This is a genomic window from Mycobacterium ulcerans subsp. shinshuense (assembly GCF_002355775.1).
Taxonomy (GTDB): domain Bacteria; phylum Actinomycetota; class Actinomycetes; order Mycobacteriales; family Mycobacteriaceae; genus Mycobacterium; species Mycobacterium marinum.
Window position 1 is genome coordinate 2,607,546 of sequence record NZ_AP017624.1, and the last position, 15,756, is coordinate 2,623,301.

The 15,756-nt window shown below is 67.5% G+C and carries 11 protein-coding genes and 1 pseudogene; 6 read left to right on the forward strand and 6 right to left on the reverse strand.

Going from position 1 to position 15,756, the window contains the following annotated elements; translation table 11 throughout:
• Positions 1-12: 12 nt before the first annotated feature.
• The 3 genes from cobG to SHTP_RS11675 all read right to left on the reverse strand — a co-directional run bounded on the left by cobG (position 13) and on the right by SHTP_RS11675 (position 4,417).
• On the reverse strand, positions 13-1,122 hold the full coding sequence (gene cobG, locus SHTP_RS11670) for a precorrin-3B synthase (protein WP_011740282.1): 1,110 nt from the start codon (positions 1,120-1,122) through the stop codon (positions 13-15).
• A 4-nt stretch (positions 1,123-1,126) separates the two neighbouring features.
• The gene (locus SHTP_RS28880) at positions 1,127-1,720 is read right to left on the reverse strand and encodes a hypothetical protein (protein ID WP_231991404.1); all 594 of its coding nucleotides are present in this window, start codon (positions 1,718-1,720) and stop codon (positions 1,127-1,129) included.
• A gap of 72 nt (positions 1,721-1,792) precedes the next feature.
• Positions 1,793-4,417, reverse strand: a complete 2,625-nt coding sequence (locus SHTP_RS11675; RefSeq protein WP_231991407.1) for an AAA family ATPase — start codon at positions 4,415-4,417, stop codon at positions 1,793-1,795.
• 126 nt (positions 4,418-4,543) lie between these two features.
• Here SHTP_RS11675 and SHTP_RS11680 point away from each other — a divergent pair, with 126 nt between their 5' ends.
• On the forward strand, positions 4,544-5,290 hold the full coding sequence (locus SHTP_RS11680; protein WP_096370670.1) for an adenylate/guanylate cyclase domain-containing protein: 747 nt from the start codon (positions 4,544-4,546) through the stop codon (positions 5,288-5,290).
• Positions 5,291-5,375: 85 nt separating this feature from the next.
• Here SHTP_RS11680 and SHTP_RS11685 read toward each other — a convergent pair whose 3' ends face one another.
• Together SHTP_RS11685 and SHTP_RS11690 are read right to left on the reverse strand one after the other, a co-directional pair.
• Complete coding sequence (locus SHTP_RS11685; protein WP_096370671.1) at positions 5,376-6,272, reverse strand: oxygenase MpaB family protein; 897 nt, start codon at positions 6,270-6,272, stop codon at positions 5,376-5,378.
• Positions 6,269-7,095, reverse strand: a pseudogene (locus tag SHTP_RS11690) (SDR family oxidoreductase). Before SHTP_RS11690 ends, SHTP_RS11685 begins: the two are co-directional and overlap by 4 nt.
• 162 nt (positions 7,096-7,257) lie before the next feature.
• Between SHTP_RS11690 and SHTP_RS11695 the strand changes: the two are divergent.
• Positions 7,258-8,799 (forward strand): molybdopterin-dependent oxidoreductase, encoded by a 1,542-nt coding sequence (locus SHTP_RS11695; RefSeq protein ID WP_096370672.1) that lies wholly within the window; start codon positions 7,258-7,260, stop codon positions 8,797-8,799.
• Positions 8,800-8,823: 24 nt separating this feature from the next.
• Here the strand turns inward: SHTP_RS11695 and SHTP_RS11700 are convergent, their stop codons facing one another.
• The gene (locus tag SHTP_RS11700) at positions 8,824-9,003 is read right to left on the reverse strand and encodes a hypothetical protein (protein WP_096370673.1); all 180 of its coding nucleotides are present in this window, start codon (positions 9,001-9,003) and stop codon (positions 8,824-8,826) included.
• Between the two features lie 56 nt (positions 9,004-9,059).
• Between SHTP_RS11700 and cobN the strand changes: the two genes are divergently transcribed.
• The 4 genes from cobN (at position 9,060) to SHTP_RS11720 (ending at position 15,749) form a co-directional block, all read left to right on the forward strand.
• Positions 9,060-12,632, forward strand: a complete 3,573-nt coding sequence (gene cobN / locus SHTP_RS11705; protein WP_096370674.1) for a cobaltochelatase subunit CobN — start codon at positions 9,060-9,062, stop codon at positions 12,630-12,632.
• 106 nt (positions 12,633-12,738) lie between these two features.
• Positions 12,739-13,128: a PPOX class F420-dependent oxidoreductase gene (locus tag SHTP_RS11710; RefSeq protein WP_096370675.1), complete on the forward strand. Its 390-nt coding sequence runs from the start codon at positions 12,739-12,741 to the stop codon at positions 13,126-13,128.
• 10 nt (positions 13,129-13,138) lie between these two features.
• Positions 13,139-14,017, forward strand: coding sequence for a type 1 glutamine amidotransferase domain-containing protein (locus SHTP_RS11715; protein WP_096370676.1), 879 nt, complete (start codon positions 13,139-13,141; stop codon positions 14,015-14,017).
• A gap of 40 nt (positions 14,018-14,057) precedes the next feature.
• Positions 14,058-15,749, forward strand: a complete 1,692-nt coding sequence (locus SHTP_RS11720; protein ID WP_096370677.1) for a threonine/serine exporter family protein — start codon at positions 14,058-14,060, stop codon at positions 15,747-15,749.
• Positions 15,750-15,756: the final 7 nt, after the last annotated feature.

Consider the following 15,756-nt stretch of genomic DNA (forward strand, 5'->3'; position numbering starts at 1 on the left):
CACCCTAAGACGTCAGGCTTTTCGCAGCAGCCGGTAGCCCTGCGCGGTGGCTACCAATACCTCACCCGCCAGCGGGCTCCCACACGCCCGCTCACAGCCGACGAAGTGCCGGTGCACCCCGGAAGCTGCGGCTTCGGTACGCACCGACAGCGCCGCATCCGCCCGAACATCGGCGGCCGAGCTGGCGCAGCCGGGGCTGCCGGTGCACGCGCTGACGTTGAGCCAGGGAGAGTTCTCGTCGAACACCAACCCCAGCGGTGCGAGCACCCGCAGTGCGGTGTCGGCGATGGCTTCATCGAGATCAAATACCAGCACCGATCGCCACGGGGTGATCGCTATCGGAGCCTCGATCGCGGCGAGGAACTCCGCGACGCGGGCGGGCAGAATCCCCAGCGGCACCGCAGCGCCCAGCGTGACGCGGCCGTCCCGTTGCGGTATCCAGCCCACCGGAGCCTTGGTGACGGCCGGAAATCGCGAGCCCGGCGCGGCGCCGGGAACCAGGACGCTCGGATCGATCAATTCGTTTACCCGCCAGAAGTTTCCGCGCATCTGGGTGAATCTCACGGCCAGCTCCGTGAGGGTTGGCACCACGTCGTCGGGGGCCAGCCGGACACCGGTGTCACGCCCGTCCAGCAGCACCGCGCATCCGTCTGCCAACACGTGCACACCCACATCGGCACCCAGCCCGGACACATCGGCGCGCCCGTCGTCGATGCTGAACCAGAACCGGCCGCCCAATTGCGCCAGCAGGGGTTCGGCGCAAATCGCGGCATCCAGCTCGCCGACCCACGACTGCAGGTCGGCCAGCCCGCCGACGCGGCCAGACAGTGGCGAGGCCACGATATTGCGGACCCGCTCATGGGTGGGTGACGGCAACAGCCCGGCATTGGCAATGGCGTCGGCCACCGCCATCACGTCGGTGATCGCGCGCAGTTGCAGGTTGCCGCGGGCGGTCAGCTCCAGCGTTGCCGATGCCAACTCGTTGGAGGCGCGGGCAAGCGCCGCCAACTGGTCGGCGGTGAGCCGGCCGCCGGGCAACCGAACCCGCACCAGAGCGCCGTCGGCGGCCTGATGCACTTGCAGCGCACCCGGACAGGCGTCGGCATCACGCGCACGGGTCACCTGCTCACGGTACGGGACGCAGCAAGCGCGCCGTATCAACCGACTCCGGGTGCGGGCCCCGAAAGTGGGGTGACCCACGCAGCGGCTCAGGCCAGCATGCGGCGAGCACGCGCCAGTTCGGGCAGCGGGCTATCGGTGGGCATCCGGTTGAAAGCTTCCACGAGCGCCTGGCGGGCGGGCCCCCGCGTAGTTCGAAATCATCAAGTGCGGCGCGCAATTCGTAGAGCGGGGTGCCCTGTCGGCGGGCAAGGTCCAGGGCGGCGGCCAGCTCCGAACTACGGGTGGCGGGGTCGTCCTGGGTATGTGCGCGCAGCCGCAACAATTCGGCTTCGTAGAAGCACATTTCGGTGCTACGGCCCAACGCGATCGCCTCTTCCAAGCGGGCGCGGGCCTGCTCGCGATGCCCAGCGGCGGCCAGCGCCTGCCCGAGGGCACCCTCGAACAGGGTGACGTACACCGTTAAACCGGCCGCGCGAACGGTCTGCACCAGTTCGGTTGCGCGCGCGATGCTCGCGCCGATCACGGCCGGGTCATCCGACCCAATCGATGCCAGCGCGTCGACCGTGGCCCGCAGCGCCGTACCCCACAGTGCCCACACCTCGAACCCGTGCCGCTGGGCGTGGTCGATCAGGCCGGAGGCCGCCGCCGCGGCGTGGTCGAACCGGTGGGCTTAGACGTCCACCCAAATCTCGAAGAACCGCGCAAAGCCGACGCTGAAGGGACCGTGCGGGAAGCTGAGTCCGTCGGCCCGCCGGGCGGCCTGAGCAACGTGGGCCTGTGCCGCGTGCAGATCGCCGTGGGCGATCCGATCGAGAGCCAGCACACCGTGTGCCATGGTCAGCGGATCTGTCGGCGCGAACCACATGGCCTCGATTGTGTGCTGGTCTGCGGCCAGCAACTCCTCGACGGCGCACTGTATCTGCGGGCCCGCGGTGGCAAACGCACCGCGCAGCCACGCTGCGATGCCGAGACAGATCTTGATCAACAACCCGAAGAACTCCCGCCCGTCGGTGAGGCCAGCGCGTAACGCCTCGAATACTCCGGTAGAGCGGGCCAGGTCGCCCACCGCGAAGTAATACCCGGCCAGGGCGAGCAACGTCTCGAAGACCTCGTCATCACGGACCTCGGCCCCGCCCAACCGCAGGCAGCACTCGAAGTCGGTCGCGGTGGCGCGATTGAGCGGGCCCTCGGCAACGCTGGCGAGAAACCCCCGTTCCAGCCGCACCGCCATCTCCCGCAGATCGCGGGCGCGCTCGGCCCCCTGTCGATCGATCTGCGTGAGTGCGTTTGTCAGGTAGCCGCGGGCCTCGCCGACGGCGCCGCGGCGTCTGGCGGCGGTGGATGCCCGCTGGTACGCCGATACGGCCTCGCCGTGGTTCTCGGCCCGCTCGTAGTGTGCGGCCACCAGCTGCCAGTCGGGTTCGCCGCGCGCCCCGCCGATCAAGGCGTTGGCCACCTTGGAATGCAGTTCGCGGCGGACGCTGGGCGGTGCCAATTCCGCGGCTACCTCGCGAAGCAACTCGTGGCGGAATCGCCAGCCGTTGGTACCCCACGGCTCGAACACCTGCGCATCCTCGAGTTCGCCCAGGACATCGTCGAGCGCGTCGTCACTCAGGTCGACCACCGAGGTCAACAAGCTACGATCCAGGTGGCGGCCGATGAGCGCGGCGGCCTCCACGACCGGGACGACGTTGGCGCTCGCGCGCAGCCGGGCCAGCAGGGGCTCGTAGAGGCCCTCCGGAACTCCGCTGGTGCGCAGGCCGGTGACGACCTGCTCGATGTAGAACGGCACGCCGTCGCAACGGCCAGCTATCGCCGCGCGATCGTCCGAGGACAGGCCGGGATCCAGAGCGTCGATCAGGGTATCGGTCTGTTCCTGGGTCAACGGCTTCAACTCGATCACTTCGACCGGCCACTGCCGCGGAAGCCAGTCGCCGGGGCGTCCGGTGATTACCAGCAGTAGTCGACCGGTTCCGTTGGCCAGCAATGAGCCGAGCATCTCGATGGTCGACGGGTCGAACCAGTGCGCGTCTTCGGCAATCACCAGTCCGGCGCGATCACCCACACTGGCCAGCACATAGTCCTGCACCGCTTGCTTGATCAGTTCGTAGAGCCGGCGGCCTTCGGCCGGCGCCGGCTGATATCCATACTCGGCTGCGATGCTCAGTACCGGCGCCAACAGCGGCACCGTGGTCAGCGGATCCAGACCACGAGCGCTGACCTCGGCTTCCAGCAGCCGTAGCCGCTCGTCCTGCGGGGTGAGCCGGCTGATGCCGCTGCGATGTTCCAGCAAGGTGCGGATGGGGTGCAGACCGGCGTCGGCGTGCAGCGACGATCCAGCCAACTCCAGCACCACCGCCCCCGAGTTCTCGGCGATCCCGGCGGCCGCGGCCGCCAACCGGGACTTCCCGATCCCCGGCTCGCCCCACAACACCAGCCCGGCAGTGGCGCGAGTGCCGGCCTGAACATCTGCCCAGTTGTCTTGCAGCCGCGCGACCTCGCGGTCGCGCCCCACCAGGGGCCCCCGCGCGGATCTGGCGGCAGTCTCCCGCTCGCCCAGTACCCGGTGATGCACGATCGGCTCCACGACTCCCTTGACCGCCGCAGCCGGGCACTCCTGCAGCTCGAAGGCGCCCTGAAGCAACGGCGCAACGACGTCGGAGACCACGACCGCTCCGGGTGGGGCCAGGCCCGCCACGCGCGCGGCCAGGTTGGCACCGAGTCCGTAGACGTCGTCTTGGCCGGTGTCCAGATAGACGAGCCCGCGATGAATCCCCACCCGGGCCGCAAGCTGACTCCCGACGCGGCGGCGCAGCTGTTCACCGAGGCGGGCCACCTGGTGGCTGATTTCCAAACCCGCCCACACGGCGCGGCGCGCATCATCCTCATGGGCTTGGGGGTAGCCGAATACCGCCAGCAGCCCCTCGCCCTTCGGCGAGCCGATGTGGCCGCCAAACCGGTTCGCGATCTCCAGCACCAGGTCTCGATAGCGGCCCACCAACAGCCCGTAGCTACCGGGCTCCAGTCGGGTCGAAAGAATGGTGGCGTCGACCAGGTCGGCGAACAGGATGGTCAAGCGGCGGATCTCACCGCCGGTGCTGCGCAGCGTCAGCAGATCCTCGGCATCGGCGTTGCCCAAGTCGACGGCAAGCACCTGCCCGGCCAGCTCACTGGCGGCACCTCGATCACCACGGTTGATCGCCGCTACCGCCTGATCCAGCAATTCATCGATCGACGTCCCAGCTGGATGGTCAACGTCGTCGTTCGCCGCACCGCGCGGCCTGGAGTCGGGCATCGCCAACAATCGTGTCACCGTCGGCGGGTGATCGGGGAAGGAAAATGCCCCGGGCCGCGCTGCTCCGACGCCGGGTGCCCGATCGCGCCACTTCACGCCGATGCGGGTAGGTGACACGATATTGACGTGAGCGAGGGTCAGCCGCGCCCCGAGCAACCCAACCGCGCCGCTGGGTCGCTCGACGAGCTGCTGGACCGCGCCGTGCTGGCCCTCAACCGGGGCGACCGTGGTGTGGCTGATGCTCTCGCGCAGCAGGTGCTGGCGGTCGAACAGGGAAACATCGAGGCCCGGGGCGTGCTGGCGGCGGCCCCGGGCGACGGGGGCAAGATCCGGCGCTTGACGATCGTGTTCGCCGACCTGGTCGACTCCACGGTGCTGTCGACCCGGCTGGATCCCGAACCGTATCGGCTACTGGTGGGCGGCTACCGCGATCTAGTCCAGCGAATCGTGGGCCGCCATGACGGGCGCATCGCCTCGACCAAGGGGGATGGGCTGCTGGTGGTTTTCGGGCATCGGGCGGGGCAGCACAACGACGCGCACCGTGCCGTGCGGGCGAGCTTGGAGATCACCCGAGAGGTCGGCAAGCTCAGCGACTACGCGCAACGCCGATTCGGCGTGGGGATCGCCGTGCGAGCCGGGGTGCATCGCGGGCTGGTGTACTCCGACATCACTCGAGACGACGTTTACGGGCTGGCCGCCAACGTTGCTACCCGGGTGTCCGGCCAGGCGCCGCCGGGCGCCGCGGTGGTCTCGCACACCGTTGCGGCCCTGGTACGTGACCATTTCGACTTGGAGGGGTGCGCAGCTGTGGCCATGGCAGAAATCGATGCGCCGATCACCCACTTTCGAGTGCTGGGGGAGCGGACCGGGTAAATCGGAACTACCGAGCCCAGATCGGCAACTAGCGGTTGTCGCGGGCGGTTAGTCCCCGCGAAGCACGGTGCTGTGCTGCCCCCGGCTAGAACCGGCGTGGAATGCGGCCCAGCACACGAAGCCAGCTCCGGCGCGCGGTGTCGTGCCACTTCAGCGACGCGGGCACGGTGCGCCAACCCTGTTTGATGGTGGTCCGCAACGCGCGATAGCTTGCCTCGTCGACGCCGGACCACCCAATCCCGAAGCGCTCCCGCACAACCGGAGGCAGACCGCCAAAGATGACCAGGCGCATCGGCGTTGCCAGCGCGGTGCGAACCGGCATCGTGGGCAGCAGGGCGTCCATGATCGGGCGCAGCAGCGGAGTGCTCGGATAATCCGGCGAGGTGCTCATGTCGGGGATCGCCGTGCGCTGGATGAACTCGATCAGAAAATCCGAAGCAGCGTTGGGCTGCAGCACTTCGGTGCAGTAGCGCTCGTATTCACGGTTGAAATCAGCCAACGTCGGGGGCAGCACCGAGTCGGTCATGCCGTATCGCCGGTACCATTCGCAGCCCTCGAGGTAAAGGCGTTCGCGTTCGCGATCGGTCGACCGGTGGACATCCCAGTGCTCGGCGAGCCGGTGCACCATCATCTGGAAGGTGGCGTGTGCCCACCAGTACGTCTCGGGTTTGAGTGCGTGGTAGCGCTGCCCGTCGGGCAGTTGGCCCTTGATGTCGCGGTGGAAGTCGCGCACCCTGATCCCGGTCGCGTCCGCATCGGGTCCGTCGTAGATGGTGCCGAGAATGCCGGGCAGTGAACGGAATACCCGGTCTACCGGATCGTCGAAAAAGTTCGAGTGGTCGATGAGCCCTTGGCCGATCGCGGGATGCATCGTCTGCATCAGACCCGCCGTACCGCCCTCGAAAGCGATTCGCATGTCGCCCGCCCAGCGCCAGAGCAGCGACTCGGGCCCCAGGTCGACGCGAGTGTACACCGGGGTCACGAAATGCCGGTCCGCCGGGTGTAGACGTCGTGCTGGTCGCGTCGCAGATCGGTGGTGAAAACGCGCCCGGACCCCAGCGCGCGGCCAAGCGCCTCCGCCAGGCCCAACGGCATCAGACGCTGCGCCCACAGCGTCACACCCAGCGAACGAGGCACGGCCACATGGGGTTCCGGCTTCGCAATCACGCCGACGACCGCCCGCGCGACGTCTTCCGGCTCGGCATTCTTGAAGCCCTTCGCATGTCCGACACCGGCGACCATTTCGGTATTGGTCAGCGTCGGCATGATCACCGAAAAATGGACTCCCTTGCCGCGGGTTTCCATTCGGACCGCGTCGGTGTAGCCGACCACGGCATGCTTGGTGGCGCAGTAGGTTGCGATGCCTTCGGTGGGCAGCATGCTGCCCACCGAGCCGATGTTGATGACGTGCCCGCGGCGTCGGGGCAGCATCCGCTGCGTGGCCAATTTGGTGCCGAGGATGACGCCGTGGACGTTCACGTCGAACAGGCGGTGAGTGGCATCGTCAGGCTCATCGACCGCGCTGCCCACCGAGATCAAACCGGCGTTGTTCACCAGGACATCCAGTGGCCCAACTTGTCCTCGACGGTGTCGAGGAAAGCGGTGAACGACTGCCGGTTTGTCACATCCAATCCGCAGGCCAGCGGCAGCCCGAGCCGGTCGCCGGATGATTTGGCCGTGGACTCATCGATGTCGCCGATCGCGACTTTGGTGCCCAAGCCGTGTAGCGCCGTGGCGATAGCCAGACCGATTCCGCGAGCCCCACCGGTGATGGCGACGACTTTTCCGGCAACCGAAGATGTCATCGCTACACGGTACGACTTGGCGACTGTCCCCAGGAACCCACACCAACGGAGGGATCCGCACCGGCGCCGCCAGTGGCCGACGCAACCGTGCCGAATGCGCTGGTTTGCTTGTGCGGCGGAACTTTTGCGCTGGCAGAGAGCGGCGCGAGTAGAGTCGCTGGGATGGCGGGGCCCTCGGCGAACGAGCGGATGCTTGCCGGGGTTGCCGCTACGTCCGTCGCGCTCGGTGTCGCCCAGGTGGTCAGCATCCCGTTTGGGACGCGCGCCGACGAACGCACGGCGGTCGGCTCTGCGGTCATCGATATCACCCCGGGGCCGATCAAAGAGTGGGCGATCCAGGCCCTCGGTCCACTGGACAAACCCTTCCTAGCCATCGTGGTGCTCGTAGTGATCGCGACATTGGCGGCGCTGGCCGGGACCCTCGAGACCCAGCGCCGCCCGCTCGGCAGCGCCGTGATCGCCGCGGCGGGTGTTCTCGGCTGCGCCGCCGTGCTGTCGCGCCAGGGTGGGACCCTCCTGGACACGATTCCCACCATCGCGGGCGCCGCCTGCGGTGTGCTGCTGCTGCGCGTGCTGATGCGCCGGTTCTGGCCCGACGCAGAGGATCCGAACGGCAGCGGCGACCAGTCGGACGCCGGCCGGCGCAGGTTGATCATGTTGGGCTTGCTGGGATTCGGAGTCGTAACCGGGGTAACGGGTGCGGTCCTCGTGCGCCTGGCGCATTCGGTGGCGGCCGACCGCAAGGCATTCACCCTTCCCCAGCCAGGAACAACGGCGCCGCCAATACCGGCCGATGTGCAACCGAAAGGTGTTGCGCTCCCGGACTTCATCACACCTAGCGCCGACTTCTACCGGATCGACACCGCACTTGTTGTGCCGCAACTCAGCCGCGGTGACTGGCGGCTGCGCATTCACGGCATGGTGGACCGCGAAATCAGCTACACGTTCGACGACCTCACCCAATTCGACGTGGTCGAAACGGTGGCCACACTGACCTGCGTATCCAATCCGGTTGGTGGAAACCTCATTTCAACGGGCATCTGGACGGGATACCGGGTCGCGGATCTGCTGTCGGCCGCCGATGTGCACAAAGACGCCGATATGGTGCTCTCGACTTCAATCGACGGGTTCACCGCCGGTACTCCGGTGCAGGCCCTCACCGACGGCCGTGAAGCGCTGCTAGCGCTGGGCCTCAACGGCCAGCCCCTGCCGGTCGAGCATGGCTACCCCGCCCGCCTGGTGGTGCCCGGACTTTACGGCTACGTGTCGGCAACCAAATGGGTGGTCGAGCTGGAGCTGACCCGGTTCGACAGGGCCAAGGCGTACTGGACGCGGCAGGGCTGGGCCGCGCGGGCGCCGATCAAGACCGAGTCGCGGATCGATGTGCCGAAAAGAGGTCAGAAGGTGCCGGTGGGGCCCGTGGTGTTCGGCGGTGTCGCATGGGCGCAGAATCGTGGCGTGCGGGCCGTGGAGGTCCGTATCGGGGACGGCGGGTGGCAGCGCGCTGAACTGGGCGCGAGTTATTCCAATGCGACGTGGCGGTTGTGGAGTTTGCCTTGGCAGGCCAAAAGCCCCGGGACTCACACCATTACTGTGCGGGCCATCGACAACACCGGGGCGGTGCAAACCGAAGATCGGGCCGATCCGGTTCCCGATGGCGCTACCGGCTGGCACACGGTGACCTTCACCGTGGTGGACAAGTGAGGTCTATTTAGACGACATCCTGCGTCAACTGATCACCGCGATCACTATGCCGACCAGCGCAGTGATCGGCCCGATGACAGACCAGGTGGTGGTGTTGCTCATCGGGCTGCCGCCGAGCACTCCGAATCCCTGCAGTGCCCAGATCGACCCGAATAGCGCGATGATCAGCCCGACCGCGAAGGTAACGACGAAACCCCTGCTCATATGGGAACCCTACGTGCCGATTCGTCGCCATGAGGGCGCTGCGGTACGAATGACTGGTGGCTGAGCCGACCATCCTGCTGTTGTCGACGTCGGATACCGACCTGATCTGTGCCCGATCCAGCGGCAGGGCCTATCGGTGGGCCAACCCGGCGCGGCTGTCCGATCTGGAGCTGGCGGACCTGCTAACCGACGCCGCGATCGTGGTGGTGCGGATTCTCGGCGGCTACCGGGCCTGGGAGGACGGCATCGAGGCCGTGTTGGCCGCCGGCGTCCCCGCGGTCATGGTCAGTGGAGAGCAGGCCGCTGACGCGGAGTTGATGGACCGTTCCTCGGTCCCGGCGGGTATCGCGCTGCAGGCTCACATCTACCTGGCGCAGGGGGGCGTGGACAACTTGCGCCAGTTGCACTCGTTCCTTTGCGACACCGTGCTGATGACGGGCGTTGGTTTCGGTCCGCCGGTTGCCATCCCGTCCTGGGGGGTGCTGCGGCGACCGGATGCCGGCAGCGCCGGTCCCACCATTGCCGTGCTGTACTACCGCGCGCAACACTTGGCCGGCAACACCGCCTATGTGGAGGCGTTGTGCGCGGCGATCGAAGCCGCGGGCGGACGTGCGCTTCCGGCGTACTGCGCCTCGTTGCGCACCGCCGAGCCGGAGCTGCTGACAACGCTGGGTAGTGCCGATGCCATGGTGGTCACCGTGCTGGCCGCCGGTGGGGTCAAGCCGGCAACCGCATCCGCCGGCGGTGATGACGACAGCTGGAACGTGGAACACCTCGCGGCCCTGGATATTCCGATTCTTCAGGGGCTGTGCCTGACCAGCCCGCGGGCGCAATGGTGCGCCAACGACGACGGACTGTCCCCGCTCGACGTCGCGACTCAGGTCGCGGTACCGGAGTTCGACGGCCGCATCATCACAGTTCCGTTCTCGTTCAAGGAGATCGACGACGACGGCCTGATCGCCTATGTCGCCGATCCGGAGCGCTGCGACCGGGTCGCGGGCCTGGCGCTGCGGCACGCGCGACTGCGCGGCGTTGACCCCGCCGACAAACGGGTGGCGTTGGTGTTCTCGGCTTACCCGACCAAGCATGCGCGCATCGGCAACGCGGTCGGCTTGGACACCCCCGCCAGTGCGGTGGCGCTGCTGCGGGCCATGGGCGAACGTGGGTACCAGGTGGGCGAGCTGCCCGGTGTCGAAGCGGCCGATGGCGACGCGCTGATCCACGCGCTGATCGAGCGCGGCGGCCAGGATCCGGACTGGCTCACCGAAGGTCAGCTTTCCGGTAACCCGATCCGGGTATCCGCCAAGGACTATCGGCGCTGGTTTGCCACGCTCCCATCCGAGCTGACCGATGCGGTGACCCAGCATTGGGGTCCGCCGCCGGGGGAGCTGTTCGTCGACCGCAGCAATGATCCGGATGGTGAAATCGTCATCGCCGCGATGCAGTCGGGCAACCTGGTGTTGATGGTGCAGCCGCCACGCGGCTTCGGGGAAAACCCGGTGGCGATCTACCACGACCCGGACCTGCCGCCGAGTCATCACTATCTGGCCGCCTACCACTGGCTGGATGCGGGCTTCGGGGCTCATGCGGTGGTGCACCTGGGCAAGCACGGCAATCTGGAATGGTTGCCGGGCAAGACGCTGGGCATGTCGGCGGCGTGTGGATCCGATGCCGCGCTGGGCAATCTGCCGTTGATCTATCCGTTCCTGGTCAACGACCCCGGTGAGGGGATCCAGGCAAAACGGCGGGCACACGCGGTTCTGGTCGATCACCTCATCCCGCCGATGGCCCGCGCCGAAACCTACGGTGACATCGCCCGGCTGGAGCAGTTGCTCGATGAGCACGCCAACGTCGCGGCGCTGGACCCGGCCAAGCTGCCGGCCATCCGTCAGCAGATCTGGACGCTGATCCGGGCCGCCAAGATGGACCACGACCTAGGGCTGACCGAGCGCCCGGAAGAGGACTGCTTCGATGACATGCTGCTGCATGTCGATGGTTGGCTCTGCGAGATCAAGGATGTCCAGATCCGCGACGGCCTGCACATCCTCGGGCAAAAGCCAACGGGGGAGACCGAACTCGATCTAGTGCTGGCCATTCTGCGGGCCCGCCAGCTGTTCGCCGGTGCGCAGGCGCTACCCGGTTTGCGCCAGGCACTCGGCCTGGCCGAGGACGGCACGGACGACCGTGCGGCAGTGGACCGGCTCGAGGCGGCCGCCCGTGGTCTGGTGTCCGCGCTGCGGGCCGCGGACTGGGATTGCGCTGCCGTCGAACAGATCACCGACAATCCCGAGGCGGCGGCGGTGCTGCGGTTCGCCGCTACCGAAGTGGTGCCGCGGCTGGCCGGGACGGAAGCCGAGATCGACCAGGTGCTACGTGCCCTGGACGGACACTTCATTGCCGCGGGTCCGTCGGGGTCGCCGTTGCGCGGTCTGGTCAACGTCTTGCCGACCGGACGTAACTTCTACTCGGTGGACCCCAAGGCCGTACCATCCCGGCTAGCCTGGGAAGCCGGTGCGGCGCTAGCGGATTCACTGTTGACTCGATACCGCAATGACCACGGGCGGTGGCCGCAGTCGGTGGGGCTGTCGGTGTGGGGCACTTCGGCGATGCGCACCGCCGGTGACGACATCGCCGAAGTGCTCGCGCTGCTGGGCGTTCGGCCGGTGTGGGATGAGGCGTCCCGGCGCGTGGTGGACCTGACTCCCATTGCACTGGCCAAGCTGGGCCGGCCGCGCATCGACGTGACGGTCCGGATCTCCGGGTTCTTCCGCGACGCGTTCCCGCACGTGGTGACGATGCTCGACGATGCCGTGCGGCTGGTGGCCGAACTCGATGAGCCGGCCGAAGACAATTACGTACGCGCGCACGCCCAGGCCGACCTGGCTCAGCACGGCGACCAACGGCGATCCACCACAAGGATTTTCGGCTCCAAACCGGGAACCTACGGCGCCGGGCTGTTGCAGCTGATCGACAGCCGCAACTGGCGCGACGACGCCGACTTGGCGCAGGTGTACACCGCCTGGGGCGGATTCGCGTACGGACGCGACCTGGAGGGCCGCGAAGCGGTCGACGACATGAACCGCCAATACCGGCGCATCGCCGTGGCCGCCAAGAACACCGACACCCGAGAACATGACATCGCCGATTCCGACGAGTACTTCCAGTATCACGGCGGCATGGTGGCCACCGTGCGTGCCCTGACCGGCCAAGCGCCGGCCGCCTACATCGGCGACAACACTCGCCCCGACGCGATCCGCACCCGAACACTGTCGGAGGAGACCACCCGGGTGTTCCGGGCGCGGGTGGTCAATCCCCGCTGGATGGCCGCCATGCGCCGGCATGGCTACAAGGGCGCCTTCGAGATGGCGGCGACGATCGATTACCTGTTCGGCTACGACGCGACCGCCGGGGTGATGACCGACTGGATGTATGAGCAGCTCACCGAGCGCTATGTGCTGGACCCGGAGAACCGCAAGTTCATGACGGAGTCCAACCCCTGGGCGCTGCACGACATGGCCGAGCGACTGCTGGAGGCGGCCGAGCGCGGGATGTGGGCTCAGCCGCAGGCCGAGACGCTCGACGGTCTGCGCCAGGCGCTGCTGGAAACCGAGGGTGATCTGGAGGGGTAGCCCCCCCCGGCGCGAGCAGACACAGAATCGCACTCGGATAGCCCTCCGAGTGCGATTCTGTGTCTGCTCGCGAGCTAGGGGAACCGGCCCGCGGTAGGTTGACAGCGTGACACCCACGTTCGCTGACCTGGCCAAGGCGCAATACATCCTGCTCACCACCTTCACCAAGGACGGCCGGCCCAAGCCGGTGCCGGTCTGGGCCGCTTTGGACGGTGACCACGGTGACCGCCTGCTGGTGATCACCGAGGGAAAGTCGTGGAAGGTCAAGCGGATCCGCAACACACCGCGTGTCACGCTGGCCATCTGCGACATGCGCGGTCGTCCGAAGAGCGAGGCCGTCGAAGGCACCGCCGCCATCCTGGACAAGTCGCAAACGGCGGCCGTGTACGACGCGATCGGCAAGCGCTACGGCATCGTGGGCAAGGTCTTCAACCTATTCAGCAAACTACGCGGCGGCATGGACAAGAACGTCGGACTCGAGCTCTGGGTGGCCTAGGGCCGACCGCATGGGCACCGTCCTGATTCCGATCCCGGACCGTGATTTCGACCCCACCGAGGTTGCGGTCAGCTGGCGCGTGCTGACCCAAGACGGCCATCGGGTCATTTTTGCCACCGAAAGCGGTGCTACGGGGATCGCCGACGACATCATGGTGAGCGGCCGAGGTTTGGACATCTGGTCGGCGCTTCCCGTCTTGGGTTCCGTCTCGCTCATCGGTCGGATGCTTCGAGCCAACAAAGACGGTCGCCGCTGCTATGCACTGATGCGGCAGTCGGTCGAGTTCCAGCACCCCCTCAGCTGGGCACAAGCCACTCTGGCCGGGGTCGACGCACTGCTGCTTCCGGGCGGGCACCGGGCCCGCGGAATGCGCAGCTACATCGACAGCCAGACACTGCAGGGGCTGGTGGTAGAGGCCTTTGCGGGTGGGCTGATCGTGGCCGCGATCTGTCATGGCGTCTTGCTCGCCGCTCGTAGCATCGATCCGGCTACCGGCAGATCGGTGCTCGACGGGCGCCGGACGACCGCACTGACCTGGGCGTTGGAGCGGCGGGCGTGGCAGCTCACCCGCCGCACCCGCCGCTGGGATCCCGATTACTACCGCACCTATACCGAGGAGCCGGGCCAGGCCCGCGGATACATGTCGGTGCAGGCGGAAGTCACCCGAGCGCTTGAAGATCCCACCGACTTCTGTGATGGGCCTCGCACTGCCCCGCACCGATGGCTCAAGACTTCCGGCATGGTGCGTGACACCGCGACCGACTCGCGGCCGGCGTTTGTGGTCGACGACGGCGGCTACGTGTCAGCGCGCTGGCCAGGTGATACGCACACGTTTGCGCAGGTGTTGTCGTGGAAATTGAGCTCGCGGCATCCCGATGCGGGGTCTTGACCTGCGCTAGCGCGGCGGACTCGAGCTATCGACGGCCACCATGGGCGGGCTGGCTCCGCTGACGGTCGTGGCGGTTGTGCTCGCGGTCCGAGGTTCACCCTCAAAAATCAGTATCCTGCCTGGGGTGCAGGATCGATTGGATGGCGTGGCCGGCTCGCGGCGCGGGCTGCGGATCGCGCTGCGCGGACGGCGCGACCCAGTGCCTGTCGCCGGACAGCGCAGCCGGACCTCGAGCGGTATGGGTGATCAGCACGTCCGCAAGGTTTTGGACCTCACCATTCGACTAGCCGAGGTGATGTTGTCCTCCGGCTCGGGTACCGCCGACGTCGTCGCCACCGCCAACGACGTGGCTCAGGCTTATCAGATCACCGACTGCGTCGTCGACATCACGGTCACCACGATCATCGTGTCGGCCCTGCCGACCGCGGAGAGTGCGCCGGTCACCATCGTGCGCTCGGTGCGGACCCGCTCCACCAACTTCACCCGGCTGGCCGACCTGGACCGGCTGGTCCAGGAGATCACCGCCGGTGGGGTCACCGTCGATGAGGCACACGAAGCCATGGACGAGTTGACCCAACGGCCGCATCCATACCCGCGCTGGCTGGCGACCGTCTGCTGGGCGGGCTTTTCCCTCGGCATCGCCATGATGCTGGGAGCCAACTGGCGGACCTGCGCCATCGCCGCGCTGACCGCCGCGACGATCGATCGACTGGGCCGGGTGCTGAACCGGATCGGGACCCCGTACTTCTTCCAGCGGGTGACCGGAGCGGCCGTCGCGACCTTGGTCGCGGTGGCGGCCTATCTGTTCACCGGTGAGGGGCTGGCGGCCCTGGTGGCCACCGGGATCGTGATGCTGCTATCCGGATTGACGCTGGTCGGTGCGATGCAGGACGCGATAACCGGCTATATGGTCACCGCGGTTGCCCGGATCGGCGAGGCATTGTTCCTGACGTCGGGAATCGTCGTCGGCATCCTTGCCGGCCTGCAGATCGCCAAGACCGCGGGCGTCGAGATCGAGCTGCGTGTCCATGGGAGTGGCGGGTTCGTTGTTCCGCAGGGGCCGCTGCCGATCCTGCTCACGGTGCTCGGAGCCATGCTGGCCGGGGCATGCCTGACCGTGGCGAGTTACGCGCCGCTGCGGTCGGCCGTCACCGCCGGGTTCGCGGCCGGACTCGCCGACCTGGTCTTGATCGGTCTTGGCACCGCCGGTTTCGGTCAGGTGATCGCCACCGGGATCGCTGCGGGCGGGGTCGGTTTTCTGGCGACCCTGATCTCCATTCGCCGCCAAGCCCTCGCGCTGGTGACCGCCACAGCGGGCATCGTGCCGATGCTGCCCGGTCTGGCGGTTTTCCGCGCTGTCTTCTACTTCGCTGCCGACTCGCATTTCGATGAGGCGCAAAGCCGGTTGTTGTCGGCGGCGGCGACCGCGCTCGCCTTGGGCAGTGGGGTGGTGCTGGGTGAGTTCGTCGGCTCACCACTGCGGTATCGCGCCGGACGGATCGGTCATTTGTTGCGGATCGAGGGTCCGCCCGGACTACGTCGGGCCGTCGGCCGAGTGGTGCGCCTGGAACCGACCAAGAACGCGCAGTCGACCAACACCCGAGGCCAACAATCGCGAAGTGTCGCGCTCGAGCCGGCGTCGACCGACCACTCCGACGCCGCCGAGGACAACGACCGAACCGGGGGGCACGGCGGTCACGGCGGTCACGGTGGTCACCGGGACGAGTCCTAGCCGTCCT

Excerpts from the sequence above, each read along its gene's own strand:
- SHTP_RS11675 (WP_231991407.1), bottom strand. The coding sequence starts at position 4,417 with ATGCCCGACTCCAGGCCGCGCGGTGCGGCGAACGACGACGTTGACCAT.
- SHTP_RS11695 (WP_096370672.1), top strand. The coding sequence starts at position 7,258 with ATGGCGGGGCCCTCGGCGAACGAGCGGATGCTTGCCGGGGTTGCCGCT.
- SHTP_RS11700 (WP_096370673.1), bottom strand. The coding sequence starts at position 9,003 with ATGAGCAGGGGTTTCGTCGTTACCTTCGCGGTCGGGCTGATCATCGCG.
- SHTP_RS11715 (WP_096370676.1), top strand. The coding sequence starts at position 13,139 with ATGGGCACCGTCCTGATTCCGATCCCGGACCGTGATTTCGACCCCACC.
- SHTP_RS11720 (WP_096370677.1), top strand. The coding sequence starts at position 14,058 with ATGGGCGGGCTGGCTCCGCTGACGGTCGTGGCGGTTGTGCTCGCGGTC.